The 21,175-nt window shown below is 64.1% G+C and carries 21 protein-coding genes; 9 read left to right on the plus strand and 12 right to left on the minus strand.

Features of this window, described 5'->3' with window-relative positions; translation table 11 throughout:
- Window positions 1–8: 8 nt before the first annotated feature.
- From QD228_RS05875 to phaR, 4 genes are all read right to left on the minus strand, one after another.
- Window positions 9–881, minus strand: a complete 873-nt coding sequence (locus tag QD228_RS05875) for a phosphoribulokinase (protein WP_077378856.1) — start codon at window positions 879–881, stop codon at window positions 9–11.
- Complete coding sequence (locus tag QD228_RS05880; RefSeq protein ID WP_077378853.1) at window positions 881–1,336, minus strand: acyl-CoA thioesterase; 456 nt, start codon at window positions 1,334–1,336, stop codon at window positions 881–883. Before QD228_RS05880 ends, QD228_RS05875 begins: the two co-directional genes overlap by 1 nt.
- A gap of 267 nt (window positions 1,337–1,603) precedes the next feature.
- The gene (gene purD / locus QD228_RS05885) at window positions 1,604–2,896 is read right to left on the minus strand and encodes a phosphoribosylamine--glycine ligase (protein WP_077378851.1); all 1,293 of its coding nucleotides are present in this window, start codon (window positions 2,894–2,896) and stop codon (window positions 1,604–1,606) included.
- 166 nt (window positions 2,897–3,062) lie between these two features.
- Window positions 3,063–3,584, minus strand: coding sequence for a polyhydroxyalkanoate synthesis repressor PhaR (gene phaR / locus QD228_RS05890; RefSeq protein WP_084209401.1), 522 nt, complete (start codon window positions 3,582–3,584; stop codon window positions 3,063–3,065).
- A 198-nt stretch (window positions 3,585–3,782) separates the two neighbouring features.
- Here phaR and QD228_RS05895 point away from each other — a divergent pair, with 198 nt between their 5' ends.
- The gene (locus tag QD228_RS05895) at window positions 3,783–4,508 is read left to right on the plus strand and encodes a 16S rRNA (uracil(1498)-N(3))-methyltransferase (protein ID WP_141392264.1); all 726 of its coding nucleotides are present in this window, start codon (window positions 3,783–3,785) and stop codon (window positions 4,506–4,508) included.
- Between the two features lie 4 nt (window positions 4,509–4,512).
- Here QD228_RS05895 and QD228_RS05900 read toward each other — a convergent pair whose 3' ends face one another.
- Entirely contained in the window at window positions 4,513–5,850 is a 1,338-nt protein-coding gene (locus QD228_RS05900; protein ID WP_279874772.1) for a deoxyribodipyrimidine photo-lyase, read from the minus strand.
- A gap of 702 nt (window positions 5,851–6,552) precedes the next feature.
- Between QD228_RS05900 and QD228_RS05905 the strand changes: the two genes are divergently transcribed.
- Genes QD228_RS05905 through QD228_RS05930 form a run of 6 tightly spaced genes read left to right on the plus strand, consistent with a single transcriptional unit; the run spans window position 6,553 to window position 12,416 of the window.
- Entirely contained in the window at window positions 6,553–9,345 is a 2,793-nt protein-coding gene (locus tag QD228_RS05905; protein ID WP_136939080.1) for a monovalent cation/H+ antiporter subunit A, read from the plus strand.
- Window positions 9,345–9,695: a Na+/H+ antiporter subunit C gene (locus tag QD228_RS05910; protein ID WP_077378839.1), complete on the plus strand. Its 351-nt coding sequence runs from the start codon at window positions 9,345–9,347 to the stop codon at window positions 9,693–9,695. The genes QD228_RS05905 and QD228_RS05910 overlap by 1 nt, the downstream gene beginning before the upstream one ends.
- Window positions 9,695–11,236, plus strand: a complete 1,542-nt coding sequence (locus tag QD228_RS05915; protein WP_176493691.1) for a monovalent cation/H+ antiporter subunit D — start codon at window positions 9,695–9,697, stop codon at window positions 11,234–11,236. The genes QD228_RS05910 and QD228_RS05915 overlap by 1 nt, the downstream gene beginning before the upstream one ends.
- On the plus strand, window positions 11,233–11,733 hold the full coding sequence (locus QD228_RS05920) for a Na+/H+ antiporter subunit E (protein WP_077378833.1): 501 nt from the start codon (window positions 11,233–11,235) through the stop codon (window positions 11,731–11,733). Before QD228_RS05915 ends, QD228_RS05920 begins: the two co-directional genes overlap by 4 nt.
- Window positions 11,727–11,996 carry a K+/H+ antiporter subunit F gene (locus tag QD228_RS05925; RefSeq protein ID WP_077378830.1) on the plus strand — a complete coding sequence of 90 codons (270 nt, stop codon included), beginning with the start codon at window positions 11,727–11,729 and terminating at the stop codon, window positions 11,994–11,996. Before QD228_RS05920 ends, QD228_RS05925 begins: the two co-directional genes overlap by 7 nt.
- An 18-nt stretch (window positions 11,997–12,014) precedes the next feature.
- Window positions 12,015–12,416 carry a Na+/H+ antiporter subunit G gene (locus QD228_RS05930; RefSeq protein ID WP_077378827.1) on the plus strand — a complete coding sequence of 134 codons (402 nt, stop codon included), beginning with the start codon at window positions 12,015–12,017 and terminating at the stop codon, window positions 12,414–12,416.
- Window positions 12,417–12,612: 196 nt separating this feature from the next.
- On the opposite strand, the gene hemH is transcribed toward QD228_RS05930, so the two are convergent.
- The gene (gene hemH, locus QD228_RS05935; protein ID WP_077378824.1) at window positions 12,613–13,602 is read right to left on the minus strand and encodes a ferrochelatase; all 990 of its coding nucleotides are present in this window, start codon (window positions 13,600–13,602) and stop codon (window positions 12,613–12,615) included.
- A gap of 199 nt (window positions 13,603–13,801) precedes the next feature.
- Here hemH and QD228_RS05940 point away from each other — a divergent pair, with 199 nt between their 5' ends.
- Together QD228_RS05940 and QD228_RS05945 are read left to right on the plus strand one after the other, a co-directional pair.
- The gene (locus QD228_RS05940; RefSeq protein ID WP_279874774.1) at window positions 13,802–15,478 is read left to right on the plus strand and encodes a cryptochrome/photolyase family protein; all 1,677 of its coding nucleotides are present in this window, start codon (window positions 13,802–13,804) and stop codon (window positions 15,476–15,478) included.
- Complete coding sequence (locus QD228_RS05945) at window positions 15,475–15,861, plus strand: DUF393 domain-containing protein (protein ID WP_279874776.1); 387 nt, start codon at window positions 15,475–15,477, stop codon at window positions 15,859–15,861. Before QD228_RS05940 ends, QD228_RS05945 begins: the two co-directional genes overlap by 4 nt.
- 1 nt (window position 15,862) lies before the next feature.
- Here QD228_RS05945 and QD228_RS05950 read toward each other — a convergent pair whose 3' ends face one another.
- The 6 genes from QD228_RS05950 to QD228_RS05975 all read right to left on the minus strand — a co-directional run bounded on the left by QD228_RS05950 (window position 15,863) and on the right by QD228_RS05975 (window position 21,168).
- Window positions 15,863–16,219, minus strand: a complete 357-nt coding sequence (locus tag QD228_RS05950) for a DUF6482 family protein (RefSeq protein ID WP_219815849.1) — start codon at window positions 16,217–16,219, stop codon at window positions 15,863–15,865.
- 155 nt (window positions 16,220–16,374) lie between these two features.
- Window positions 16,375–17,631: an EAL domain-containing protein gene (locus tag QD228_RS05955; RefSeq protein WP_279874779.1), complete on the minus strand. Its 1,257-nt coding sequence runs from the start codon at window positions 17,629–17,631 to the stop codon at window positions 16,375–16,377.
- Window positions 17,632–17,796: 165 nt separating this feature from the next.
- Window positions 17,797–18,084 carry a hypothetical protein gene (locus QD228_RS05960; RefSeq protein ID WP_043334752.1) on the minus strand — a complete coding sequence of 96 codons (288 nt, stop codon included), beginning with the start codon at window positions 18,082–18,084 and terminating at the stop codon, window positions 17,797–17,799.
- Between the two features lie 86 nt (window positions 18,085–18,170).
- On the minus strand, window positions 18,171–19,550 hold the full coding sequence (gene dnaB / locus QD228_RS05965; RefSeq protein WP_077379359.1) for a replicative DNA helicase: 1,380 nt from the start codon (window positions 19,548–19,550) through the stop codon (window positions 18,171–18,173).
- 304 nt (window positions 19,551–19,854) lie between these two features.
- Window positions 19,855–20,301 carry a 50S ribosomal protein L9 gene (rplI, locus tag QD228_RS05970; protein WP_065392637.1) on the minus strand — a complete coding sequence of 149 codons (447 nt, stop codon included), beginning with the start codon at window positions 20,299–20,301 and terminating at the stop codon, window positions 19,855–19,857.
- Between the two features lie 12 nt (window positions 20,302–20,313).
- Window positions 20,314–21,168: a hypothetical protein gene (locus QD228_RS05975; RefSeq protein ID WP_084209830.1), complete on the minus strand. Its 855-nt coding sequence runs from the start codon at window positions 21,166–21,168 to the stop codon at window positions 20,314–20,316.
- Window positions 21,169–21,175: the final 7 nt, after the last annotated feature.

The following is a 21,175-nucleotide window of genomic DNA, read 5'->3' on the forward strand; positions in this document are numbered from 1 at the left end:
CTCACGTCTCAGCGGAAGCGGCGCTGGGCCAGCAGACTCCTGACCAGCGGCGTGATGATCAGCTCGATGGCCAGCGCCATCAGGGCACCCGGCACCACCAGCGTATGCGGGCGCGACATGAAGGAGCCCTGGATCATCGCCAGCAGATAGGGGAAATCGACGCTGCCCGGATCACGGAAGTGCACGACGACCATCGACTCGGCATCGGTGGGAATGTCCTGCGGCTCGAAGGGGTTGGAGGTGTCCACCGTCGGTACGCGCTGGAAGTTGATATGGGTACGCGAGAACTGCGGCTGGATATAGCGGACGTAGTCATCCATGCGGCTCAGGATGGTATCGACCACCGCTTCCTGGGAGTGCCCGCGCAGCTTGGTGTCCCGGTCGATCTTCTGGATCCACTCGAGGTTCATGGTCGGTGCCACGCCGATCAGCAGATCCACATGACGCGCGATGTCATGCTCGGGCGTCACCAGCCCGCCATGCAGGCCCTCGTAGAACAGCAGGTCCGTGCAATCCGGCAGCGACTGCCATTCGGTGAAGGTCCCGACCTTGTAGCCCGCCTCGATCATGCGCTTGTCTTCGGCATGGATGTAGTGACGGTGCGTGCCGGAGCCCTGCTCGCCATACTCCAGAAACAGCGCTTCCAGTCGATCAAGCTGGTTGGCCTCGACCGCGAAGTGTGACAGCTCGCGCTTGCGCTCCGGCGCCTCCTGGAACATGCGTACCAGTTCATCGCGGGTATAGCGGTGAAAGGCATCACCATCCACATAGGCGGCATGGATCGACTCACGCGAGAACATGCGCTCGAAGGTCCGCATGACCGTGGTCGTCCCCGCACCGGAGGAGCCCGTCACGGCGATGATCGGATACTCCCGCGACATCAGCGCGCCACCTCGCAGGCCAGCGCCGCGACCGTGCGCTCGATCTCGTCACTGACACGTGCACTCGGCACGGCCAGTCCGTCGGGGCCGGCAAACACCAGCCCGACCCTGACGGTGGCCAGCACGCTGCCGTCACCGACCCGCACCAGACGATGATGGACACCCAGCCCCTTGCCGGACACGGGGTCCATGGCGGTCTCCACCACCAGCGCATCGCCCAGCTTGCCTTCCCCCTGATACTGCACGGCCAGATCGGAGACGATGCTCATGAGGCCATCGACATCCCATTCCGGGAAGCCGAGTGCCTGCCAGGCCTGGCCACGTGCCTCGTGCGCCAGGCTGACCACGCTATCGTGACCGAGATGCTGGCCATAATTGATATCGCTGACACGAATCGTCATCGCATGACGATGCACCAGGCGCTGCTCTGGGAACTCGAGCCGAATACGCTCCATGAGGACTCCTCGTCGGCGAGACGGAAATGGACGATGACGGCGGAGTCGCCATGCTTCCCCGATGCCATGCTCAAGGCCGGGGAGACCCATGGGCCGCCGTTCATGCGTGAACAAGTGATGATGAAGGTTATCGCACGGCCGACACCGACATGACCAGACTCTCGACACGATGGTCGTAGAATGGCCGACGCGAGAATCACGGTGCGATAACGACAAGACCCGGCCAGAGGCCGGGTCTTGCAGACAATGCGATGATGCCGGACAGGCTCAGGCGTCGCCACGCTCACGGGCGATGGCACGCCAGGCGATGTCACGTCGCACGAGCACGTCCTGCCAGTCGATGGCGTCCACACCCTCGTAGGCACGCTCGGTGGCGGCGGCCACGCTGTCGCCCAGCGCGGTGACGCACAGCACGCGACCGCCACTGGTGACCACCTGCCCGTCCTTTTCGGCGGTGCCGGCGTGGAAGACCTTGCAACCGGTCGCCTCGGCAGCATCGAACCCGGTGATGACATCGCCCTTGCGGTAGCTGGCCGGATAGCCGCCTGCCGCCAGCACCACGCCGACCGCCGCGCGGGAATCCCACTCGCAGGTCTGGGTATCGAGGCGCCCGTCTTCGGCGGCCAGACACAGCGCCACCAGGTCGGACTTCAGACGTACCATGATCGGCTGGGTCTCCGGATCACCGAAGCGGCAATTGTATTCGATGATCTTCGGCGCGCCCTGGGCATCGATCATCAGGCCGGCGTACAGGAAGCCGGTGTAGGGATGTCCCTCTGCCGCCATGCCACGCACGGTGGGCAGAATGATCTCGTCCATCACGCGCTGGTGCACATCGGCGGTGACCACCGGTGCCGGAGAATAGGCCCCCATGCCACCGGTGTTGGGGCCGGTATCGCCTTCACCGACCCGCTTGTGGTCCTGACTGGTGGCCATCGGCAGCACGTTCTCGCCATCGACCATCACGATGAAGCTGGCTTCCTCGCCATCAAGGAACTCCTCGATCACCACGCGTGCACCGGCATCACCGAAGGCGTTGTCCTCGAGCATGTCACGCACGGCGGCGCGAGCTTCCTCGTCGGTCATCGCGACCACCACTCCCTTGCCCGCCGCCAGACCATCGGCCTTGATGACGATCGGTGCCGGGTGGGCGGCCAGGTACTCAAGCGCCGCATCGACCTCGGCGAAGGTGGCGTAGTCGCCAGTCGGGATGGCGTGACGCGCCAGGAAGTCCTTGGTGAAGGCCTTGGAGCCTTCCAGCTGGGCAGCGCCGGCCGTCGGGCCGAAGCACTTGAGCCCCGCCTCGCGGAAGCGATCGACCACGCCGATCACCAGCGGCGCTTCCGGGCCGACGATGGTCAGCTCGATGGCGTTGTCCCGCGCGAAGGCGACCAGAGCATCAAGATCGTCAGCGGCAATCGCCAGATTGGTCAGCTTGGACTCGCGCGCCGTGCCCGCATTGCCGGGGGCCACGAAGACCTCCTCGACACGGGAGGACTGGGCGGCTTTCCAGGCCAGCGCATGTTCGCGGCCACCGCCGCCGATGATCAGGACCTTCATCTTTTCAACCTTCATGAGCCAGTGAGGATCAAGGCTGCCCGCAAGACACGGGCGACCGAGGAAATGTCAGGCTGCGCATTATGGCAGAAAGGGGCTCCCCTCGGGACGCCCCTTTTCACATCAACGCGATTTCATGTGATTTTCATGCCGGCCGACCAGGCATCACTCAGCGTGTGCCCTCGGGGTCGTGAGCCTCGCCGTCGTCGTTCGTCCCGCCCTCCGGGGCATCATCGGCAGAGCGTGAGCTCGTCCGGCCCCGGTTGATGCCGCCCCCCATGGCCTGCTGCCAGAAGCGCAGATTCTCTTCGGCGACTTCGCGCATCATCTCCATGGGCGAGTGGCGCATGGCCTGGGACCATTGCTCCTGCATGCGCTGCTGTTGCTCCATCATCAGCCGCGTGCCCTGCTCCAGATACCCCGCCAGCGGCAATGGCTTGGCCATCGCATAGATGCGGATGAACTGCTCCAGCAGCTCGTTGGAGAAGACTTCGGCCTCACCATCGCCCTGCTCCTGCTCGATGATGATGGTCAGCAGGATGGTACGCGTGAGGTCCTCGCCGCTCTTGGCGTCCTCGACCTTGAAGACCTCTTCCGCCAGCACCAGGCTGCGCAGGTCCTCGAGGGTCACATAACGGCTCTGCTCGGTATCGTAGAGACGCCGATTGGCGTATTTGCGGATGACTCTCACGGATCAAGCTCCTGTCGATTTTTCTTCATTGTGCACTCAAGGGGGGGCACTGCAAGGAAAGCCGCTTCCACGCGCCTGATCCACTCCCGCCACGCCCCGGGCAATCGCCCCCTTCGCTGTCATTTCGCCGAAGCCGAGCCATCTGGCGTCCATGCTAGAATGCCGCCTCTTTTCCTCCTGTCTGTCTACGGTATCGCCATGAACCTTATCCTGCTCGGCGCTGATGACCTGCTCGCCTCCGACCATGCACGCGTGACGGACCCGCGCAGACTGCGCCATCTGCGCGAGGTGCATCGTGCCGCTGTCGGTGACGAGATGACCCTGGGAATCGAGGGCGGGCTGATCGGTCGTGGACGCCTGGAGCGGCTGGACACCGAGGTGGCCGAATTCAGTCTGCGTCTGGAGCGTCAGCCGCCGGCACCACTCGATGTCCATCTGCTGCTGGCGCTGCCACGCCCGCGGATGCTGGCGCGCTCACTGGAACACGTCACGGCGCTGGGCGTGAAGCACATCACCCTGCTGCATACGCGGCGCGTGGAGAAGAGCTACTGGCAGTCGCCGGAGCTGAAAGAGGAAAAGATTCGCCAGCATCTGGTGCTGGGACTGGAGCAGGCGCGCGACACCATCATGCCGACGGTCACGCAGGAGACATTGTTCAAGCCATTCGTGGAGGACAGACTGCCGGGCCTGATGGCCCCGGAGAGCGCCGTGAAGCCGCGCGGCATCATCGCGCACCCGGGCATGCCGCAGGAGTGCCCGCGCGCGGTGAGTGAGCCGGTGATCCTGGCCATCGGCCCGGAGGGTGGATTCGTGGACTATGAGGTAGAGCAGTTCATGAAGGCCGGCTTCGAGGGCGTGCACCTCGGCGAGCGCATCCTGCGCGTCGAGACGGCAGTCACGGCGCTGCTGGCGCGACTGGGCTGAGACCTCACACCGGCTGACCCGCCAGATGCCGCCACTCCCCCCAGTGGACGGCGGCATCGAAATCCAGCAGACAGTGCTCGAACCAGCGCGCCCCGAGTCGCCAGTCTCCCCCGGCGGCAAGCCATGCACGGGCCAGATGCTGGCGCTCATCCCACGGCAGCCAGCCTTCCCGGGTCAGCCTGTGCATGGCCCGGTCCACCCGTGCGTCGCCCGTGCGCCCTTCGCGCCAGCGCTGGAATGCCACATCGCAGGCCGCCTCCTTCTCAAGCGCCTCGCCATACCAGCCCATCAGCGATTCCTCGGGCTGCGCTTGCAGGACCCGCTGCCAGTACTCGCGCTGGAGCAGCACAGCCATCAGCTGATGCGCCGCGAGAGACTCCCCCATTTCCCGTCGATGTTCCGCCAGTGCCTGCAGGATGCGCCGCGGACTGATGCAGCCCTGCGCCAACCAGGCGGACAGGCGCCAGGCAGCCTGCACCTCGGCATCCTCTGATTCCGGACGCGACCAGACGAGGGAAGACAGCTGCTCGCGCGCCGGCTCCTCTCCGCCTTGAAGCGTGGCGATCTCCCCCACCGGTTGCCAGGCGCTGGCCGTGGCGCACACTGCCTCCAGCGGCGGGAAACCGCGTGATGCCGATTCCGGCCATGGCGGCAAGGAACACGGCAGCCCCTGCAAGGGATTGCGCGAGGCATGACGCGTCCACCACTGGGCATCATCGAGACGCAGAGACATCGCCCCGCGTGACGCCAGCGCTGGCGAGAGCCGCGAGGAAGCGGGCAATTCCGGGGCGGCGAGAGACATCGCCTTCGCACCATGGGCCGGGCTTTCCATCACCTGCGGAGGCGTCCACAGGGCCGTGGGCTCCTGCGTCGCATCCCGCTCGTCCAGCGGCTCCAGCACGAGCCCTTCACGTGGGTGGCAATGCAGCCGGGTACTGGCAGGAAGTTGCGCGGCAAGACGCTGAAGATTGCCGGCATCATCCGGGGTGCGGGAATGACTGACTTCCAGGCAGTCCACGTCATGCTGGCGGACCTGGGCCAGCACCTCGCTGACGGGATCCCCCACTCGCACCAGCAGATCGCTGCCGCGGCGCAGCAACATGCCACGCAGGTTCATCAGGCTCTGCCAGAGGAGGCGAAGGCGGGCAGGTCCCAGGCGAGGCAGACCCTCGACAGGCGTCAACCAGCGCTGGTCCAGCACGTACATGACCAGAAGTTGATAGGGGCGACGGACACTGGGCAGCGCGAATACCGGGTTGTCTTCCAGACGCAGGTCATGACGCAGCCAGACAAGTGACGTCTCCGGTGGGCCGCCCGAATTCGTGCTGATGGCCTCTCGCATGCGAGCTCCAAAGCGTTATCGGCGTATAATATTTGTACAATAAATAGCCCGCTCTGTACAACACGCTGTCCGATCAGGGACCTCATCCGACCTGCCGCCCGTGCGCTGGCGAGGGGTGCAAGTGCGTGATACATTCGAGAGGTTAGGTCACGATCCACCAATGTTTTCAACAAGATCGCGCAAGTGTCTCTACCCGCAAACACACTTGTCATCCAGGGGCTTCAGGAGGAATACGGCCATGCTCGCAAGACATGACATGACCGCACCAACCCGGCATCTTCACCGTCTGCCCATCGCGGGCAGCCGGGGGCGCGCTGCGGACCTCATCCCCACCTGGATGCTGGCACCTCGTGCCGTGCGCCTCCCCTTTCTGACTGATCCGCCCGCGGCGGTGACGTCTCATCCCGAGGTACCTGCGTCCCTGCCGGGCGCCTGAACCTCTGAGCCGCCATCGGCTGCCACTGCCACCCATTCCCGCCACTTGATAGCGGCACGCACCTCCCGAGCAGGCGTCGACCTGACACGGAAGCGTGATCCAGAGGTGGCAACCTCGGCAGCCTGCAATGCGCTCGCCTATCCTATCGGCACCCAGTGGCCGAAATCCGCGTCCCGACCTCGAAGCTGATGGCCTGGCCCTGAGCCCGTGTCCGCTCCGCTGACGACAGAGGGACAACGCCCTACAACGACTGGAGCGAGTCTTCCATGACCCTGCTGTTGATCGTGCTACTGCCATTGCTCGGTGCCCTGGTGCCGTTGATGGCCAGAGACCTGCCCCGCGGCCGCCTTGCCTGGCTGACGGCGGTTGCCCCTGCCCTGGCACTTGGTATCGCCGTCTTCCATCTCGGCGATGTCTTCGCCGGCCAGATAGCCCAGTTCCACCTGCCGTGGATCACCGAACTGGGGCTGGATCTGGCGCTACGCTTCGATGGCCTGTCAGCTCTGTTCGTCCTGCTGATTCTCGGCATCGGACTGCTGATCATCCTCTATTCTCGCTACTACCTGTCGAGCGAGGACTCGCTGGCACGCCTCTACAGCTTCCTGATGCTGTTCATGACCGCGATGCTCGGCATCGTCATGGCGGACAACCTGCTGTTGATGTGGGTGTTCTGGGAGCTGACCAGTCTCAGCTCCTTCCTGCTGATCGGTTACTGGTATCAGCTGAGCGAGGCGCGCAAGGGCGCCCGCATGGCGCTGACCGTCACCGGTGCGGGCGGGCTGGCGCTGCTGGCCGGTATCCTGGTCATCGGTCATATCGTCGGCAGCTACCAGTTCGATGACGTCCTCGCGGCAGCAGACCAGATCCGCTCCCACGAGCTGTATCCTGTCGCACTGGTACTGGTGCTGCTGGGCGCCTTCACCAAGTCCGCGCAGTTCCCGTTCCAGTTCTGGCTGCCCCACGCGATGTCGGCGCCGACACCGGTGTCCGCCTTCCTGCACTCCGCCACCATGGTCAAGGCCGGGGTCTTTCTGCTGGCGCGCATGCACCCGGTGCTCTCGGGGACTGATCTCTGGTTCTACATCGTCAGCCTCACGGGCCTTGCCACCCTGCTATATGGCGCCTGGTTCGCCTTGATGAAGCAGGACCTCAAGGGCGTGCTGGCCTTCTCGACCATCAGTCATCTGGGTCTGATCACGCTGCTGTTCGGCTTCAACAGCCAGATGGCCGCCGTCGCGGGCCTGCTGCACATCATCAATCACGCGACCTTCAAGGCCTCGCTGTTCATGGCAGCCGGCATCGTCGACCACGAATGTGGCACGCGTGACATCCGCAAGCTCAACGGCCTGTACCGTTACATGCCGCATACCACGGTGCTGGCGATGGTCGCCTCGGCCTCGATGGCCGGCGTGCCGCTGCTCAACGGCTTCCTGTCAAAGGAAATGTTCTTTGCCGAGAGCCTCGATGCCCAGCTGCTGGGCGGTCTTTCCTGGCTGATTCCGGCGCTGGCGACCCTCGGTGGCATCCTGTCGGTGGCCTACTCGCTGCGCTTCATCCACGACGTCTTCTTCAATGGCGAGCCGAAGGACCTGCCCAAGACCCCGCATGAGCCGCCGCGCTACATGAAGCTGCCCATCGAGGTGCTGGTGCTGATCTGCCTGCTGGTGGGCATCCTGCCGTCACTGGTGATCAAGGACCTGCTGGTGAGCGCCTCCGCCAGCGTACTGGCAGCGCCGGTGCCGGACTTCAGTCTCGCCATCTGGCACGGCTTCAACCTGCCGCTGCTGATGAGCGTCATCGCGCTGGGCGGCGGTGTCGCCGTCTACGCCCTGCGCCATCATCTGTACGCCTTCCAGCGCCAGTTCCGGGCCCGCAACGCCCTGCTGGTCTTCGAGGCCAACGTCCAGCGAGTCGTGAAACTGTCCGAGCGCTTCATGGACAGCTTCGAGAACGGTTCGCTGCAGCGCTATATGCTGTGGCTGCTGCTGACCGCGCTGGTCTTCGTCGGCATCGGCCTGCTGGCCGTGCCGCGCCTGGGCGGAGAGCTTGAGCAGCAGCCCTTCGATGGCATGCTGCTGACGGGTGCCGTGATCACCGGCCTGGCCGGCCTGGGCACCGCGATCACTCACCGCAAGCGCCTGATCTCCCTGCTGATGCTGTCAGTGGTCGGCCTGATGACCTCGCTGGCGTTTGCACGCTTTGCCGCCCCGGACCTGGCGCTGACCCAGCTGGCGGTGGAGGTGGTGACGATGATCCTGCTGATGCTGGCACTGTTCTTCCTGCCACAGCGCACACCCAAGGAATCCAGCGCGCGACGCATCATGCGTGACGTCCTGCTCGCCAGCGCCTTCGGCGTGGTGGTCGCAAGCCTCAACTTCGCCATCCTGACCCGCCCGGTCGAATCGATCTCCGACTTCTTCATGGCCAATGCGGTCTCCGGCGGTGGGGGCCACAACGTGGTCAACGTGATTCTCGTCGACTTCCGTGGCTTCGATACGCTGGGCGAGATCACCGTACTCGGGATTGCCGGACTGGCGATCTTCAAGCTGCTCAACCGCCTGCGCCTGTTCATGCCATCCACTGACCTGGATGGCCGCAACTGGTCGCCGGACCGCCACCCGATGATTCTGGCCACCGTGTCCCAGACCCTGCTGCCACTGGCGCTGCTGGTCTCGGTCTACATCTTCCTGCGCGGCCACAACGAACCCGGCGGCGGTTTCATCGCCGGTCTGGTGACCGCCGTGGCCATCATCCTGCTCTACATCGCGCGCGGCGTGGACTGGACACAGCGCTGGCTGCGCTTCCCCTACCAGCCGGTCGCGGCGGCCGGGGTGTTGATCGCCGGCCTGACGGGCGCGGGCAGCTGGGTCTTCGGCTATCCGTTCCTGACATCATCGTTCGGCCACTTCACGATTCCCGTGATCGGTGAGATAGAGCTGGCCACCGCGCTGCTGTTCGACCTCGGGGTCTATCTGACCGTGGTCGGCGCGACCCTGATGATTCTCGCCAACCTCGGCAAGCTGACGACACCGCACCGCCCGACCAAGGAGAAGAGCTGATGGAAGCCCTCTACGCCACTACCACCGGCCTGCTGGCCGCCTGCGGTGTCTACCTGACCCTGCGCGGGCGCACCTTCCCTGTCGTGGTCGGGCTGACGCTATTGTCCTACGCGGTCAACCTGTTCCTGTTCTCCATGGGGGGGCTTGCCATGCACGGCACCCCCGCCGTGGTCGGCTCAGGCTCGCCCACGGCGGACCCGCTGCCCCAGGCACTGGTGCTGACCGCCATCGTGATCGGCTTCGCCATGACGGCCTTCGTGGTCATCCTCGCCATGCGCGCGCGCGGTGACCTGGGCAGTGACCACGTCAACGGCAACCGTCTGGACGACTCGAAAGAGGATGGCAAGTGATGCTGCAACACCTGATTGTCCTTCCGATCGTCCTGCCGCTGCTGGTGGGCGCCTGCCTGCTGCTGAGTCGCGGCTCATCACCGGTACTGCGCCGCAGCATCAGCCTGATCACCCAGGCCATCATGGTGGCCATCGCCATCGCGCTGGTCGTTCAGGCCAACGACGACACCATTCGCTACTACGCGCTGGGCGACTGGCAGCCTCCCTTCGGGATCGTGCTGGTGCTGGATCGCCTGTCGGCAACCATGGTGCTGCTCAGCTCGGTGCTGGGCCTGCTGGCCTGCCTGTATGCCACGGCGGGCATCGATGAGACAGGCTCCAACTTCCATGGCCTGTTCCTGCTGCAGCTGATGGGGATCAACGGCGCTTTCCTGACCGGTGACCTCTTCAACCTGTTCGTGTTCTTCGAGGTCCTGCTGATCGCCTCCTACGCCCTGCTGCTGCACGGCGGCAGCAAGGCACGCACGCTGTCGGCCCTGCATTACGTGGTGCTGAACCTGATGGGGTCGGCGTTCTTCCTGATCGCGCTGGGCATCCTCTACGGCGTGACCGGTACGCTGAACATGGCCGACATGGCCGTCATCGTCACCACGCTGGACCCGGGGCGTGCCGGCCTGATGGAAGCCGGCGGTCTGCTGCTGCTGGTGGTATTCGGCCTCAAGGCCGCGATGCTGCCGCTGTATTTCTGGCTGCCCCGCGCCTACGCCGCGGCCTCGGCGCCGGTGGCGGCGCTGTTCGCGATCATGACCAAGGTCGGCATCTATTCCATCCTGCGCGTCTATTCGCTGATCTTCACCGACAACGCCGGCACCCTGGCAGACCTCGGTCGCGACTGGCTGTGGTGGGCAGGGCTCGCCACGCTGGTCGTGTCGATGCTCGGCGTGCTCTCGGCACGTGACCTGCGCACCCTGGTGGCCTATCTGGTCATGATCTCGGTCGGTACGCTGCTGACGGCGCTGGGCATGAACAGCATCGCGGCGGACAGCGCCCTGCTGTTCTACCTGATCCACTCCACCCTGGTCACCGGCGGCCTCTTCCTGCTGGTGGATGTGATGGCAGGCCAGCGTGGCAAGGCCGGCGCCCGTATCGTGCGCTCACGGCCACTGCTGCAGGCGGGCCTGCTGGGCGGACTGTTCCTGGTCGGCACGGCGGCCGCGGCGGGCCTGCCGCCCTTCTCGGGCGCCATCGGCAAGGCGCTGATCCTGTCGTCCGCCTCACTGGAGCAGCAGGTATGGCTGTGGCCAGTGCTGCTCCTGGCCGGGCTGTGCTCGATCGTGGCCTGTTCGCGTGCCGGTTCCAGCGTGTTCTGGCGCACCGGCAACAGTGAACCCAGCGGTGAACGACTCGGTGTCGCGCGCGGGATAGCGACCTGCGGCCTGATCTCCGCCGCACTGGCTCTGGTCGTCTTCGCCGGTCCCGTCTCGCAGTGGACCAAGGCCACTGCACAGCAACTGTCGGACCCGGCCCCCTATCTCGATGCCCTTCTGGGCAAGGACGCCGCACCGGAAACCGCTCTGCCGCTCAAGGGAGACGCTCAATGATCAAGTCTCGTTCTCGCGTTCTGCCCACCCCGATGCTCTCGACCCTGCTGCTGGTCGTGTGGCTGATGCTGCAGAACAGCGTCTCGCCCGGGCAGATATTGCTCGGTGCGGTGCTGGCCATCGCCATTCCGGCACTGACCTATCGTTTCTGGGAGCCGCAGCCGGACCTCCAGAAACCGTGGCGACTGATCGGCTACCTGCTGCGCGTCATCCTGGACATCATCATCGCCAACCTGCAGGTCTCGCGACTCATCCTGAATCCGCGTGCGAAATTCCGCCCGGCCTTCGTGCGCTATCCGCTGGAGCTCGAGCAGAAGTTCCCGATCACCCTGCTGTCGAGCACCATCACGCTGACACCGGGGACGGTCTCTGCCTATCTCACGCTGGATGGTCGCCATCTGATCATCCATGCACTGGATGTCGAGGATGAACAGGCATTGATCGACGAGATCCGCCAGCGCTACGAGCGCCCGCTGAAGGAGATCTACGAATGCTAGACATCGCCCTGTGGATCAGCATCGCGCTGTTCGCGGCGTCCCTGATGCTCAACGTCTTCCGGCTGGCCATCGGCCCGGACCTGCCGGACCGCATCCTCGCCGTGGACACCATGTACGTGAACTCCATCGCGCTGATCGTGCTGTTCAGCATCCAGCTCAACAGCAAGGCCTACTTCGAGGCGGCGCTGCTGATCGCCATGCTGGGCTTCGTCAGCACCGTGGCAGTCTGCAAGTATCTGCTGCGCGGCGACATCATCGAATGACCTGAGCGGAGAGTCTCCATGCCCACCTGGTTCTATCCTGTCCTGGAAGGCGTCATCGCCTTCTTCCTGATCGCCGGCGGCCTGTTCGCCTTCATCGGGTCGCTGGGGCTGACGCACCTCAAGGACTTCTACATGCGTCTGCACGGTCCCAGCAAGACCACCACCCTGGGGGTCGGCTGCGTACTGATGGCGTCGATGATCTATTTCCGTGCCACTACCGGTCACTTCAGCTTCCAGGAGATGCTGATCACCATCTTCCTGTTCATCACCGCCCCGGTGACCGCGCACCTGCTGTCCAAGGCCGCGCTGCATCAGAAGCTGGTGGCGGACATCCGTACCCGCAACGTGCCGGAACGTCTGGAGGTATCAGACGAACCGGATGAGGCAAATGCCGAGGCCTCGGAATCGCGCCTGCCCTGAGCGCTCGTGTTCGCCTGACGCTCTGACCTGCCCCGGTCGGCCCCACTCCTCTCGCGAGGCGAGACGGCAGACCAACGCAAAGCGCCCCCGCCAGGAGACTGGTGGGGGCGCTGTCTTTCCAGCGTTTCACTGCGCATCTGTCACTCGGACTGCGGTGCTCAGATCATTCAGGCGGGCCTCATGCCTGCCCTGCTCGTCACCAGCCCTGAGCATGCTGGCGGCACAGTGCCTCTAGCAGATCGATATGCTCACGACGGTCATTGAGCGCCGGAATGTAGCGGAACTCGCCCCCGCCGGACTCGGTGAAGTAGCCGCGATTCTCCTCTTCCAGCTCCTCCAACGTCTCGAGACAGTCGGCCGCGAAGGCCGGCGAGATGACGTCGACGCTTTCCAGACCTTCAGCCCCCCAGGCCTTGAGCGTCTCATCGGTATACGGCTTGAGCCACTCGGCCTTGCCGAAGCGGGACTGGTAGGTCATCGCCCACTCATCGTCCCCAAGCCCCAACGCCTCGGCCAGCAGCTGGCTGGTGCGCTCGCACTGGCGTGGGTAGGGGTCGCCCGCCGTCGCATAGCGCTTGGGGATGCCGTGATAGCTCATCAACAGACGCTTGCCGCGATGCCCTGCCTTTTCCCAGTGTTCACGGACACTGGCGGCCAGCGCGGCGATGTAGTCAGGATGATCATGGTAGTCACGCACGAAGCGCAGTTCCGGCAGGTGCGGACACGGCTTGAGCGCGCGCGCCAGGCGATCGAACACTGCGGCAGTCGTGGTCCGCGAGAACTGCGGATAGAGCGGCAGCACCAGGATGCGATCTGCCCCACGACTGGCCAGCTTGCGCCCCACCTCTTCCATGGTCGGCTTGCCGTAGGTCATCGCAAGCTCTACCGGAATCTCCTCGCCCAGCGATTCGGCCAGACGCGCCTCCAGCGCGGCACGCTGACGCTTGCCGATCGCCATCAGCGGCGAGCCGTCTTCCGTCCACACCGAGGCATAGGCCTCGGCGACCTTCTTGGGGCGAGTCGTCAGCACCAGGCCATGCAGGATCGGCAGCCAGAGCAGGCGCGGCAGGTCGATCACGCGTACATCACCGAGAAACTCCGCGAGGTAGCGACGCACCGCCTTGGGTGTCGGGGCTTCAGGGGTGCCGAGATTGACCAGCATGACGCCGAAACGCGGGGTGCTCATGGGCGATGAACTCCTGACAAGAGGCAAGAAAAGAGGTGAAGCGGCAACCAGCCACCCTCACCGACAGCGCAGCCATGTTACCAGCTCGCCCTGTGCGTGAGGGATGAAGTTATACTATCATCACGATTTGTACAGCTTTACGACAATTATTGTCACAACCTGACGCAAGCCGTGCTTGCGCCCCGCCGCAGGAGTCAGTGTGCCCGAAACCTCCACTCTGCAACTTGCCACCCGTCACGACTTCGCGCGCCCGCTGGTGCTGATTCTCGGTGACCAGCTCAGTCACGAGCTTGCGAGCCTCAAGCAGGCACCTGCCGAGAGTCTGATCGCCTTCTGCGAGGTCGAGGAGGAAGGCCGCTACGTGCCACACCATCCGCACAAGATCGCGATGATGCTGGCCGCGATGCGCCATCACGCACAGGAGCTGCGCGACTGCGGCTGGCAGGTGCATGAAAGCCGCCTGGATGACCCGGACAATCGTCAATCGCTGATCCTGGAAGCCGAGCGGCTGGCCGCGCTCCATCAGTGTGACGGCATTCTGGTGACTCGCCCCGGGGAATGGCGACTGCTGGAGGCCTTCCTCGCACGCCGCGAGGAAGGCGAGATCCCCTGGGTGGTGCTGGAAGATCACCGCTTCTTCACCACACCGGCACAGTTCGCGACCTGGGCCGACGGACGCAAGCAATTGCGCATGGAATACTTCTACCGTGAACAGCGTCGTGACACGGACCTGTTGATGGAAGGCAGCGAGCCCGCCGGCGGCAAGTTCAATCATGATCATGACAATCGCGAACCGATTCCCGCCAACTTCCAGTCACCGCCACCACCGCAGCATGACCACCGCCAGGATGCGCTGACGCGCGAAGTGCTGACACTGGTGGACACCCGCTTCGGCGAGGGAGCCGAGGGCGAGCTGCGTCATTTCGGCAATCTGGACAACTTCAACTGGGCCGTGACCCGCGCCCAGGCGCTCGACGATCTCGCTCACTTCCTCGCGCACTGCCTGGCAGACTTCGGCCGCCATCAGGATGCCATCGATGACAGTGACCCCTTCCTGTTCCACTCCCGACTTTCCGCGGCGCTCAATATCGGGCTTCTGAGTCCCCACGAAGTCTGCGCTGCCGTCGATGATGCCTGGCGACGTGGCGAGGTACCGGTCAACTCCGCCGAGGGCTTCATCCGGCAGATTCTCGGTTGGCGAGAGTATGTGCGTGGGATCTACTGGACACGCATGCCCGGCTACAAGCAGGAGAATCGCCTGAGTGCGACACGGGATCTACCGGAGGTCTTCTGGCGCGGCGACAGCGGCATGCGCTGTGTGGATCAAGCCATCCTCAGTACGCGTGATCATGCCTATGCCCACCATATCCGCCGCCTGATGGTCACCGGCAATTTCGCCCTGCTGTGCGGCGTGAAGCCCGAGGCGCTGTGCGACTGGTATCTGGCGGTCTACGTCGATGCCTGCGAGTGGGTGGAGCTGCCCAATACCCTGGGCATGGTGCTGCACGCCGATGGCGGCCTGATGGGCTCCAAACCCTATTGTGCCTCGGGCAAGTACATCGATCGCATGTCCAATCACTGCGACAGATGCCAGTACTCGCCGAAGAAGGTCACCGGCACGCATGCCTGCCCCTTCAACAGTCTCTATTGGCACTTCATCGAACGCCATCGCGAATCACTGTCACGCAACCCGCGCATGTCGCTGGTCTATGGCAGCTGGCGACGCATGAAGGACGACAAGCGCGAGGCATTGCTGCAACAGGCCGAGGCCTTTCTCGCCCGACTCGACAGCGCCGCTGACTATGGCAGCGGTGCCCATCGCGCGGGTTACCATCCCGCGCCCTCCAGTTCCACGACCGACAAGGAATCCTCATGAGTCGCATCTGGCAGGCCAGTGCACCGGTCACGCTCTATCACGATGGCAAGTGCCCCCTGTGCCAGCGGGAGGTCGCCTGGCTGGCGAGACACCCGAGGCGGGAACGGGTCAGGACGGTCGACATTCGTGCAAAGGACTTTTCCCCAGATGCTCTGGGGCTGAGCTTCGAGACGATGATGGGGCGCCTGCACGTGCAGGATGCGCGCGGGGAGTGGTATGTCGGCATGGACGCCAGCCGAGCCCTCTATGCGGTGCTCGGCTATCGGCGCCTGGTGAGGCTGTCATTGCTGCCGGGGCTGCGTCCGATGCTGGATGTCGGCTATCGGGTCTTTGCCCGCCACCGTGAGCGTATCGGCCGTTGGATCCCCCAGAGGAGACGCTGACTCAGAAGCTCAAGGGGATGCGCGAGCTCAACGGTTGATGGTACTGAGGCGGTCGGCCGATCATCTCGTCGTTGGCCACCTGGGATACCAGCCAGGCGCGTGACAGACCGGCGCGCCTGAGCTCGCTGTAGACATCCTCCAGCGAGCGGAACAGCATCGGCTTGCCACGTTTCATCAACAGTTCACTGCGCTCATCGTCTTCATCGGCACCCGCTTCCAGTACCAGCTGGACCTGATAGAAGCGGCTGGCGGCATGACTGATCACGCGCGCCTCCAGTGCCGGATACTCGGCGATCAGCGCATTCAGGTTGCTGACCAGCAGGCCAGCAGGTGTGAAGGCAGCGGCAATTCTGGACATGGTGTCGGCTCCTGGACCTCTGTTGTCTGAGGTATCCATCATCGTGATGGTGGCGTCAAGGCTTCACGCCAGCTTGCGGGAGGACGATGACGATTGCACGGCACCGCCATGACCATTGGATGACGTCATGTTCAAGGCCGCCGCCCCGGAGAGGCTCACGGACACTGAGCACGAACCGCCAGCTGACGTTCCGCGAGGATACGCAGCAGATCCAGAGGACGCCCAAGGCCGCGATAGCATCCCCCTCGCATGATGATGAAATCCTCGTCACGATGAATGTCCCGGCGCCCGAGCAGCTTGGCCGACAGACGCTCGAGCGGCTCATCTTCCTCGACACGCAGTGAATGGGTCTGCATGACCTCATGGATCGCTCGTCGTCCATGCAGCTCCGGTCCGGAGCGCTGATTCAGCAATCCCAGCAGTCGATGGCGGATGATCATGCCGACCGGCCGCTGCTGCGCGTCCACCACTGCCAGCGCCATCAATTCCGGCTCGGCATGCAGACGCTCGGCCACCTCCTCGAGACAGGTATCCTGCAGTACCGGCGCCACCTGCCGCAGCAGGCTGCCGGCACCGAGTGCCAGAGGCGCGGCATGCCGGCGGCGACTCAGACGACGCAGGCGCTGCTCGAGGCCGGCACGCTGGCCAGCAGGGTCCACCTCGGCGCTCGCAAACAGCCAGCCTTGCAGATACTCGGCCCCCAGCTGAGACACGCATTCCATCTCGCCTTCCTGCTCGATGCCTTCCGCGATCACCTGACTGCCACTGCCGTGGGCGATGTCGATGATCGAGCGCACGAAACGCCGCTTGAGTGAATCCTGATGAATACCGCTGATGAAGTGTCGGTCGATCTTGACGAAGTCAGGCTGAACCGCCGACCACAGCTTGAGGCTGGCGTACCCTTCACCGAGGTCATCCAGCGCGATGGCGAAGCCCATCGACTGGTAATGGCAGACGGCCTCACGCATCAGTGCCGGGTCAAGCCCCGGGGTCTGCTCAGTCAACTCGATGACGACCTGATGCGGATGCAGCCCATGGCGATGCAGGAGATGACGCGTCAGTCCCCGAGAATGCGCACTGTCCAGCAGCACCTCCGGCGACACGTTCAGGAACAGGCGCTCACTCAGGCCCTGCTCGGCCCATTGCTCAAGCGCCAGCTCACGACAGAGGCCGTCCAGCTCGGCGAGGCGCCGATGCTGGCGAGCCGACTCGAACATCGCCATCGGTGAGCGCAAGCTGCATCCCGCAGCAGCGCGCGCGAGTGCCTCGTAGGCGAAGACCTCACGGCCATCTGCCGCCACGATGGGCTGGAAATGCATCCGCAACTGGCGAAGACGCAGCAACGCCTCCAGCGCCTGGCCGGATTCGGGAGTGGATGCCTCAGCTAAAGCGGGATGCGGGGATGGCAGCATACCAGAATCAAAGCATGCTGATATGACAGGAAAATGACACGGGCGGTGATGTGTCAGCGAAGGGTCGGGCACATCACCGCGGTGCTGCCGTGCAAGGACGCCTTGCGACGAGCCTGCACGGTCGTGGCTGGCCAATACGCTCATGCCACGCCGGAAGTGGACGCCTTACAGCGAGTTGGGGTCGATGGCCTTGCCGAGGGAATTGCGGTCGATCCACTTGCCGGCCTTGGTTTCCTTGTAACGGAAGACCACCATGTCGCCCGCGACGACCGGCACTTCACTGTCTTCGGTCTGATAGCTGTAGCTCTCGCCCTCCACGACCAGCGTGAAGCGATAGAGATCCGGCATGCCCAGCCATTCCTTGAAAGGCCCTTCGCGCTCAAGGCTCTCCAGCGTACCGCGTCCCTGAAGCTTGGGAGTGCGTGCGCGTCCGCGCCCAAATCCACCTGCCATGCTATCTCCTCCCCGTCAGTGCGGGTCTTGCGGGGCGACGTCGCTGCCGCCGCCCGGGTACATGTTTGATGCGCATGCGCATCACGTCATTCAGCGAAGGCCTGGCCATAACTGTCTGGCGCCAGGTCCTCGAAACGGGTGTACTTGCCGATGAAGGCCATGTGAACAGTGCCGATGGGGCCGTTACGCTGCTTGCCGATGATCAGCTCGGCCAAGCCCTTGTTGTCGGGATTGTCCTTGTTGTAGACCTCATCACGGTAGACGAAGGCGATGACATCGGCGTCCTGCTCGATGGCGCCGGATTCACGCAGATCCGACATCACGGGGCGCTTGTTGGGACGCTGCTCAAGCGAGCGGTTCAGCTGCGAGAGCGCCACCACCGGGCAAGCGAATTCCTTGGCCAGACCCTTGAGCGAGCGCGAGATCTCGGAGATCTCGGCAGTACGGTTCTCGGACAGCCCCGGCACCTGCATCAATTGCAGGTAATCGATCATGATCAGGCCGATGCCGCCGTGTTCGCGCGCCATGCGGCGACAGCGTGAGCGCATCTCGTTGGGCGACAGGGCCGCCGTGTCATCGACGAACAGCTGCTTGTCCTTGAGCAGGTTGACCGCCGAGGTCAGCCGCGGCCAATCCTCATCATCCAGCTGACCGGTACGCACCTTGGTCTGATCGATGCGGCCCAGCGAGGAGATCATGCGCAGCATCAGCGACTCGGCCGGCATCTCCATCGAGAACACGGCCACCGGCTTGTCGCCGGAGACCACGGCATGCTCGACCAGATTCATGGCGAAGGTGGTCTTGCCCATCGAGGGGCGCCCCGCGATGATCACCAGGTCCGATGGCTGCAGACCGGAGGTCATGTCATCCAGGTCCCGGAAGCCGGTCGAGAGGCCGGTCATCTGGCCCTTGAGATTGAACAGCTCATCGATGCGGTCCACCGCGCCGGTCAGCAGCTGACTCATGCCCTTGGGGCCGCCGCTCTTGGGGCGTGATTCGCTGATCTGGAACACCAGACGCTCGGCCTCGTTGACCAGCTCGTCGGCGTCTCGCCCCTGAGGGCTGAAGGAGCTCTCGGCGATCTGGTTGGCCGCCTGGATCAGCTTGCGCAGCGTCGCGCGCTCGCGAACGATGTCGGCATAGGCCTTGATGTTGCTGGCCGAGGGCGTATTGCGCGCAAGCTCGGCGAGGGTCGCAAGCCCACCGACCGACTCCAGCTGGTCACGGCTTTCCAGCAACTCGGACAACGTGACCACATCCAGCGGCCGGCTGCTGCCCACCAGCTGGGACATGGCGTTGTAGACCAGACGATGCTCGTAGCGATAGAAGTCGTCGGCCACCAGTCGCTCGGACACCGTGTCCCAGGCGCTGTTGTCCAGCATCAAACCGCCGAGGACCGATTGCTCGGCCTCCAGCGAATTGGGGGGCACCTTGAGCGCCGCCGTCTCGCGATCCTGATCCTGCATCTCGCTCATGCCTGGCTGACTCCTGCTGATGACTGACACGCCCGCGGGAACCTCCATTTTCGTGCATCGCCGCGAGCCTGCCAACCATCGCGACCGCACATGATGCTCTACCTCACGGGGGCAGGCATTCTACCGGATTTTGCCTGTCACCGCCCTGCCCGCGTGCAGAGGATTTTCCCTGTCACGCCCGACAAAGAAACGCCAGACACAAAAAAACCGCCCCCGCATCCAGGATGCGAGGGCGGTTCGAGTACCACCTGTGGAGGCGGCGCCGGATCACCGGGCAGCCACCACGGATCAGCGATTACTCGCCGACCACGACCACACGAACAGTGGCAGTCACTTCAGCGTGCAGCTGCAGCACGATGTCGTATTCGCCAGTGTTGCGCAGCGGGCCTTCCGGCATGCGGACTTCGCTCTTGGCGATGTCGATGCCGGACTGGGCGATGGCTTCGGCCAGATCACGCGGACCGATGGAACCGAACAGCTTGCCTTCTTCGCCAGCCTTGGCGACCAGGGACAGTTCGATTTCGTTCAGCTGAGCGGCACGCGCTTCAGCTTCGGCCTTGCGCTCTGCAACCTGTGCTTCCAGCTCAGCGCGCTGAGCTTCGAAAGCCGCCTGGTTTTCGGCAGTGGCCGGAACAGCCAGACCGTACGGCAGCAGATAGTTGCGACCGAAACCAGCCTTGACGGACACCTGGTCACCCAGGTTGCCCAGCTTGCCAATCTTGTCGAGCAGAATGACTTGCATCTCGTAAACCTCTTATCGATGACTGCCAGCAAGACGTGCGCGAAGATCCGCAAAGACGTCAACAAGAGCCAGCAGCAGCAAAATCAGAATCGTGGGCCAGGTCGTCAGCAGCAGAAAGTAGACGCCGACCAACCATAACCCGCTCATCCCCTTTAACCCGATATAGCCATGCACCAGGGCAATGCCGGCCACGAACAACGGTATCCAGATCAGCAGGAGCACTGCAGGCACATCGAGGAAGACCCCGATGATGCCGCAGGCTGCCAGTATCAGGACTTCTCGCGGGCTCAGCCGGAAGGCATGAAACTCGTGACGAAATCCACCCGGATTGTAGAGCCCGGACTGCCAACTGCGCGCCAGGGCCAGACAGGCCGTGGCGGCCAGCAGGACCACCAACCCGGTAATACCGCCGATGACCAACCCTGCGAGCTGTTCAGTCGGCACACCTTGAGCGGCAAAGTCGCTCAAGCGTGCATCAAGCTCAGGGGCATTCTGACGAATGCTCTCAAGCAGTGGACCAGCCCCGCCTGGTGGCAGGAATATCCCGGACTGCACCATCATTGCCGCTGTCAGGCTGGCGCCAATCAGCGCCTCCCCCCATCGCATGCGAGCACGCAGCAGGGTTGCCATCAACGTGACCAGCAACACGGTCGCCAATGGCACCGGATCGCCTTGTGTCCACCACCAGCCTGCCGGAATGGCAGCGGCGATGAACACGGGTGCGGCTGGCGCAAGGCCACGCCGAAGCGTGACCAGCGCACTGATGGAGGCACTGAACCAGAAGAACCAGGGCAGAAGACCCGTCAGCAGTGCAATCGCGATGCACTGCAACGGTCCGCGCATGGCCCAACGTGCCAATGCCAGCATCATGGTG

It is taken from the genome of Cobetia sp. 3AK (assembly GCF_029846335.1).
Taxonomy (GTDB): domain Bacteria; phylum Pseudomonadota; class Gammaproteobacteria; order Pseudomonadales; family Halomonadaceae; genus Cobetia; species Cobetia marina.

Bases quoted from the DNA above. Each gene is read 5' to 3' on its own strand.
- QD228_RS05945 (WP_279874776.1), top strand. From the start codon at position 15,475: ATGAGTCGCATCTGGCAGGCCAGTGCACCGGTCACGCTCTATCACGAT.
- QD228_RS05955 (WP_279874779.1), bottom strand. From the start codon at position 17,631: ATGCTGCCATCCCCGCATCCCGCTTTAGCTGAGGCATCCACTCCCGAA.
- QD228_RS05905 (WP_136939080.1), top strand. From the start codon at position 6,553: ATGACCCTGCTGTTGATCGTGCTACTGCCATTGCTCGGTGCCCTGGTG.
- QD228_RS05925 (WP_077378830.1), top strand. From the start codon at position 11,727: ATGCTAGACATCGCCCTGTGGATCAGCATCGCGCTGTTCGCGGCGTCC.
- QD228_RS05950 (WP_219815849.1), bottom strand. From the start codon at position 16,219: ATGTCCAGAATTGCCGCTGCCTTCACACCTGCTGGCCTGCTGGTCAGC.
- QD228_RS05895 (WP_141392264.1), top strand. From the start codon at position 3,783: ATGAACCTTATCCTGCTCGGCGCTGATGACCTGCTCGCCTCCGACCAT.
- QD228_RS05910 (WP_077378839.1), top strand. From the start codon at position 9,345: ATGGAAGCCCTCTACGCCACTACCACCGGCCTGCTGGCCGCCTGCGGT.
- QD228_RS05975 (WP_084209830.1), bottom strand. From the start codon at position 21,168: ATGCTGGCATTGGCACGTTGGGCCATGCGCGGACCGTTGCAGTGCATC.
- QD228_RS05960 (WP_043334752.1), bottom strand. From the start codon at position 18,084: ATGGCAGGTGGATTTGGGCGCGGACGCGCACGCACTCCCAAGCTTCAG.
- QD228_RS05915 (WP_176493691.1), top strand. From the start codon at position 9,695: ATGCTGCAACACCTGATTGTCCTTCCGATCGTCCTGCCGCTGCTGGTG.
- QD228_RS05880 (WP_077378853.1), bottom strand. From the start codon at position 1,336: ATGGAGCGTATTCGGCTCGAGTTCCCAGAGCAGCGCCTGGTGCATCGT.
- QD228_RS05920 (WP_077378833.1), top strand. From the start codon at position 11,233: ATGATCAAGTCTCGTTCTCGCGTTCTGCCCACCCCGATGCTCTCGACC.
- QD228_RS05875 (WP_077378856.1), bottom strand. From the start codon at position 881: ATGTCGCGGGAGTATCCGATCATCGCCGTGACGGGCTCCTCCGGTGCG.
- QD228_RS05930 (WP_077378827.1), top strand. From the start codon at position 12,015: ATGCCCACCTGGTTCTATCCTGTCCTGGAAGGCGTCATCGCCTTCTTC.
- rplI (WP_065392637.1), bottom strand. From the start codon at position 20,301: ATGCAAGTCATTCTGCTCGACAAGATTGGCAAGCTGGGCAACCTGGGT.
- hemH (WP_077378824.1), bottom strand. From the start codon at position 13,602: ATGAGCACCCCGCGTTTCGGCGTCATGCTGGTCAATCTCGGCACCCCT.
- QD228_RS05900 (WP_279874772.1), bottom strand. From the start codon at position 5,850: ATGCGAGAGGCCATCAGCACGAATTCGGGCGGCCCACCGGAGACGTCA.
- dnaB (WP_077379359.1), bottom strand. From the start codon at position 19,550: ATGCAGGATCAGGATCGCGAGACGGCGGCGCTCAAGGTGCCCCCCAAT.
- purD (WP_077378851.1), bottom strand. From the start codon at position 2,896: ATGAAGGTCCTGATCATCGGCGGCGGTGGCCGCGAACATGCGCTGGCC.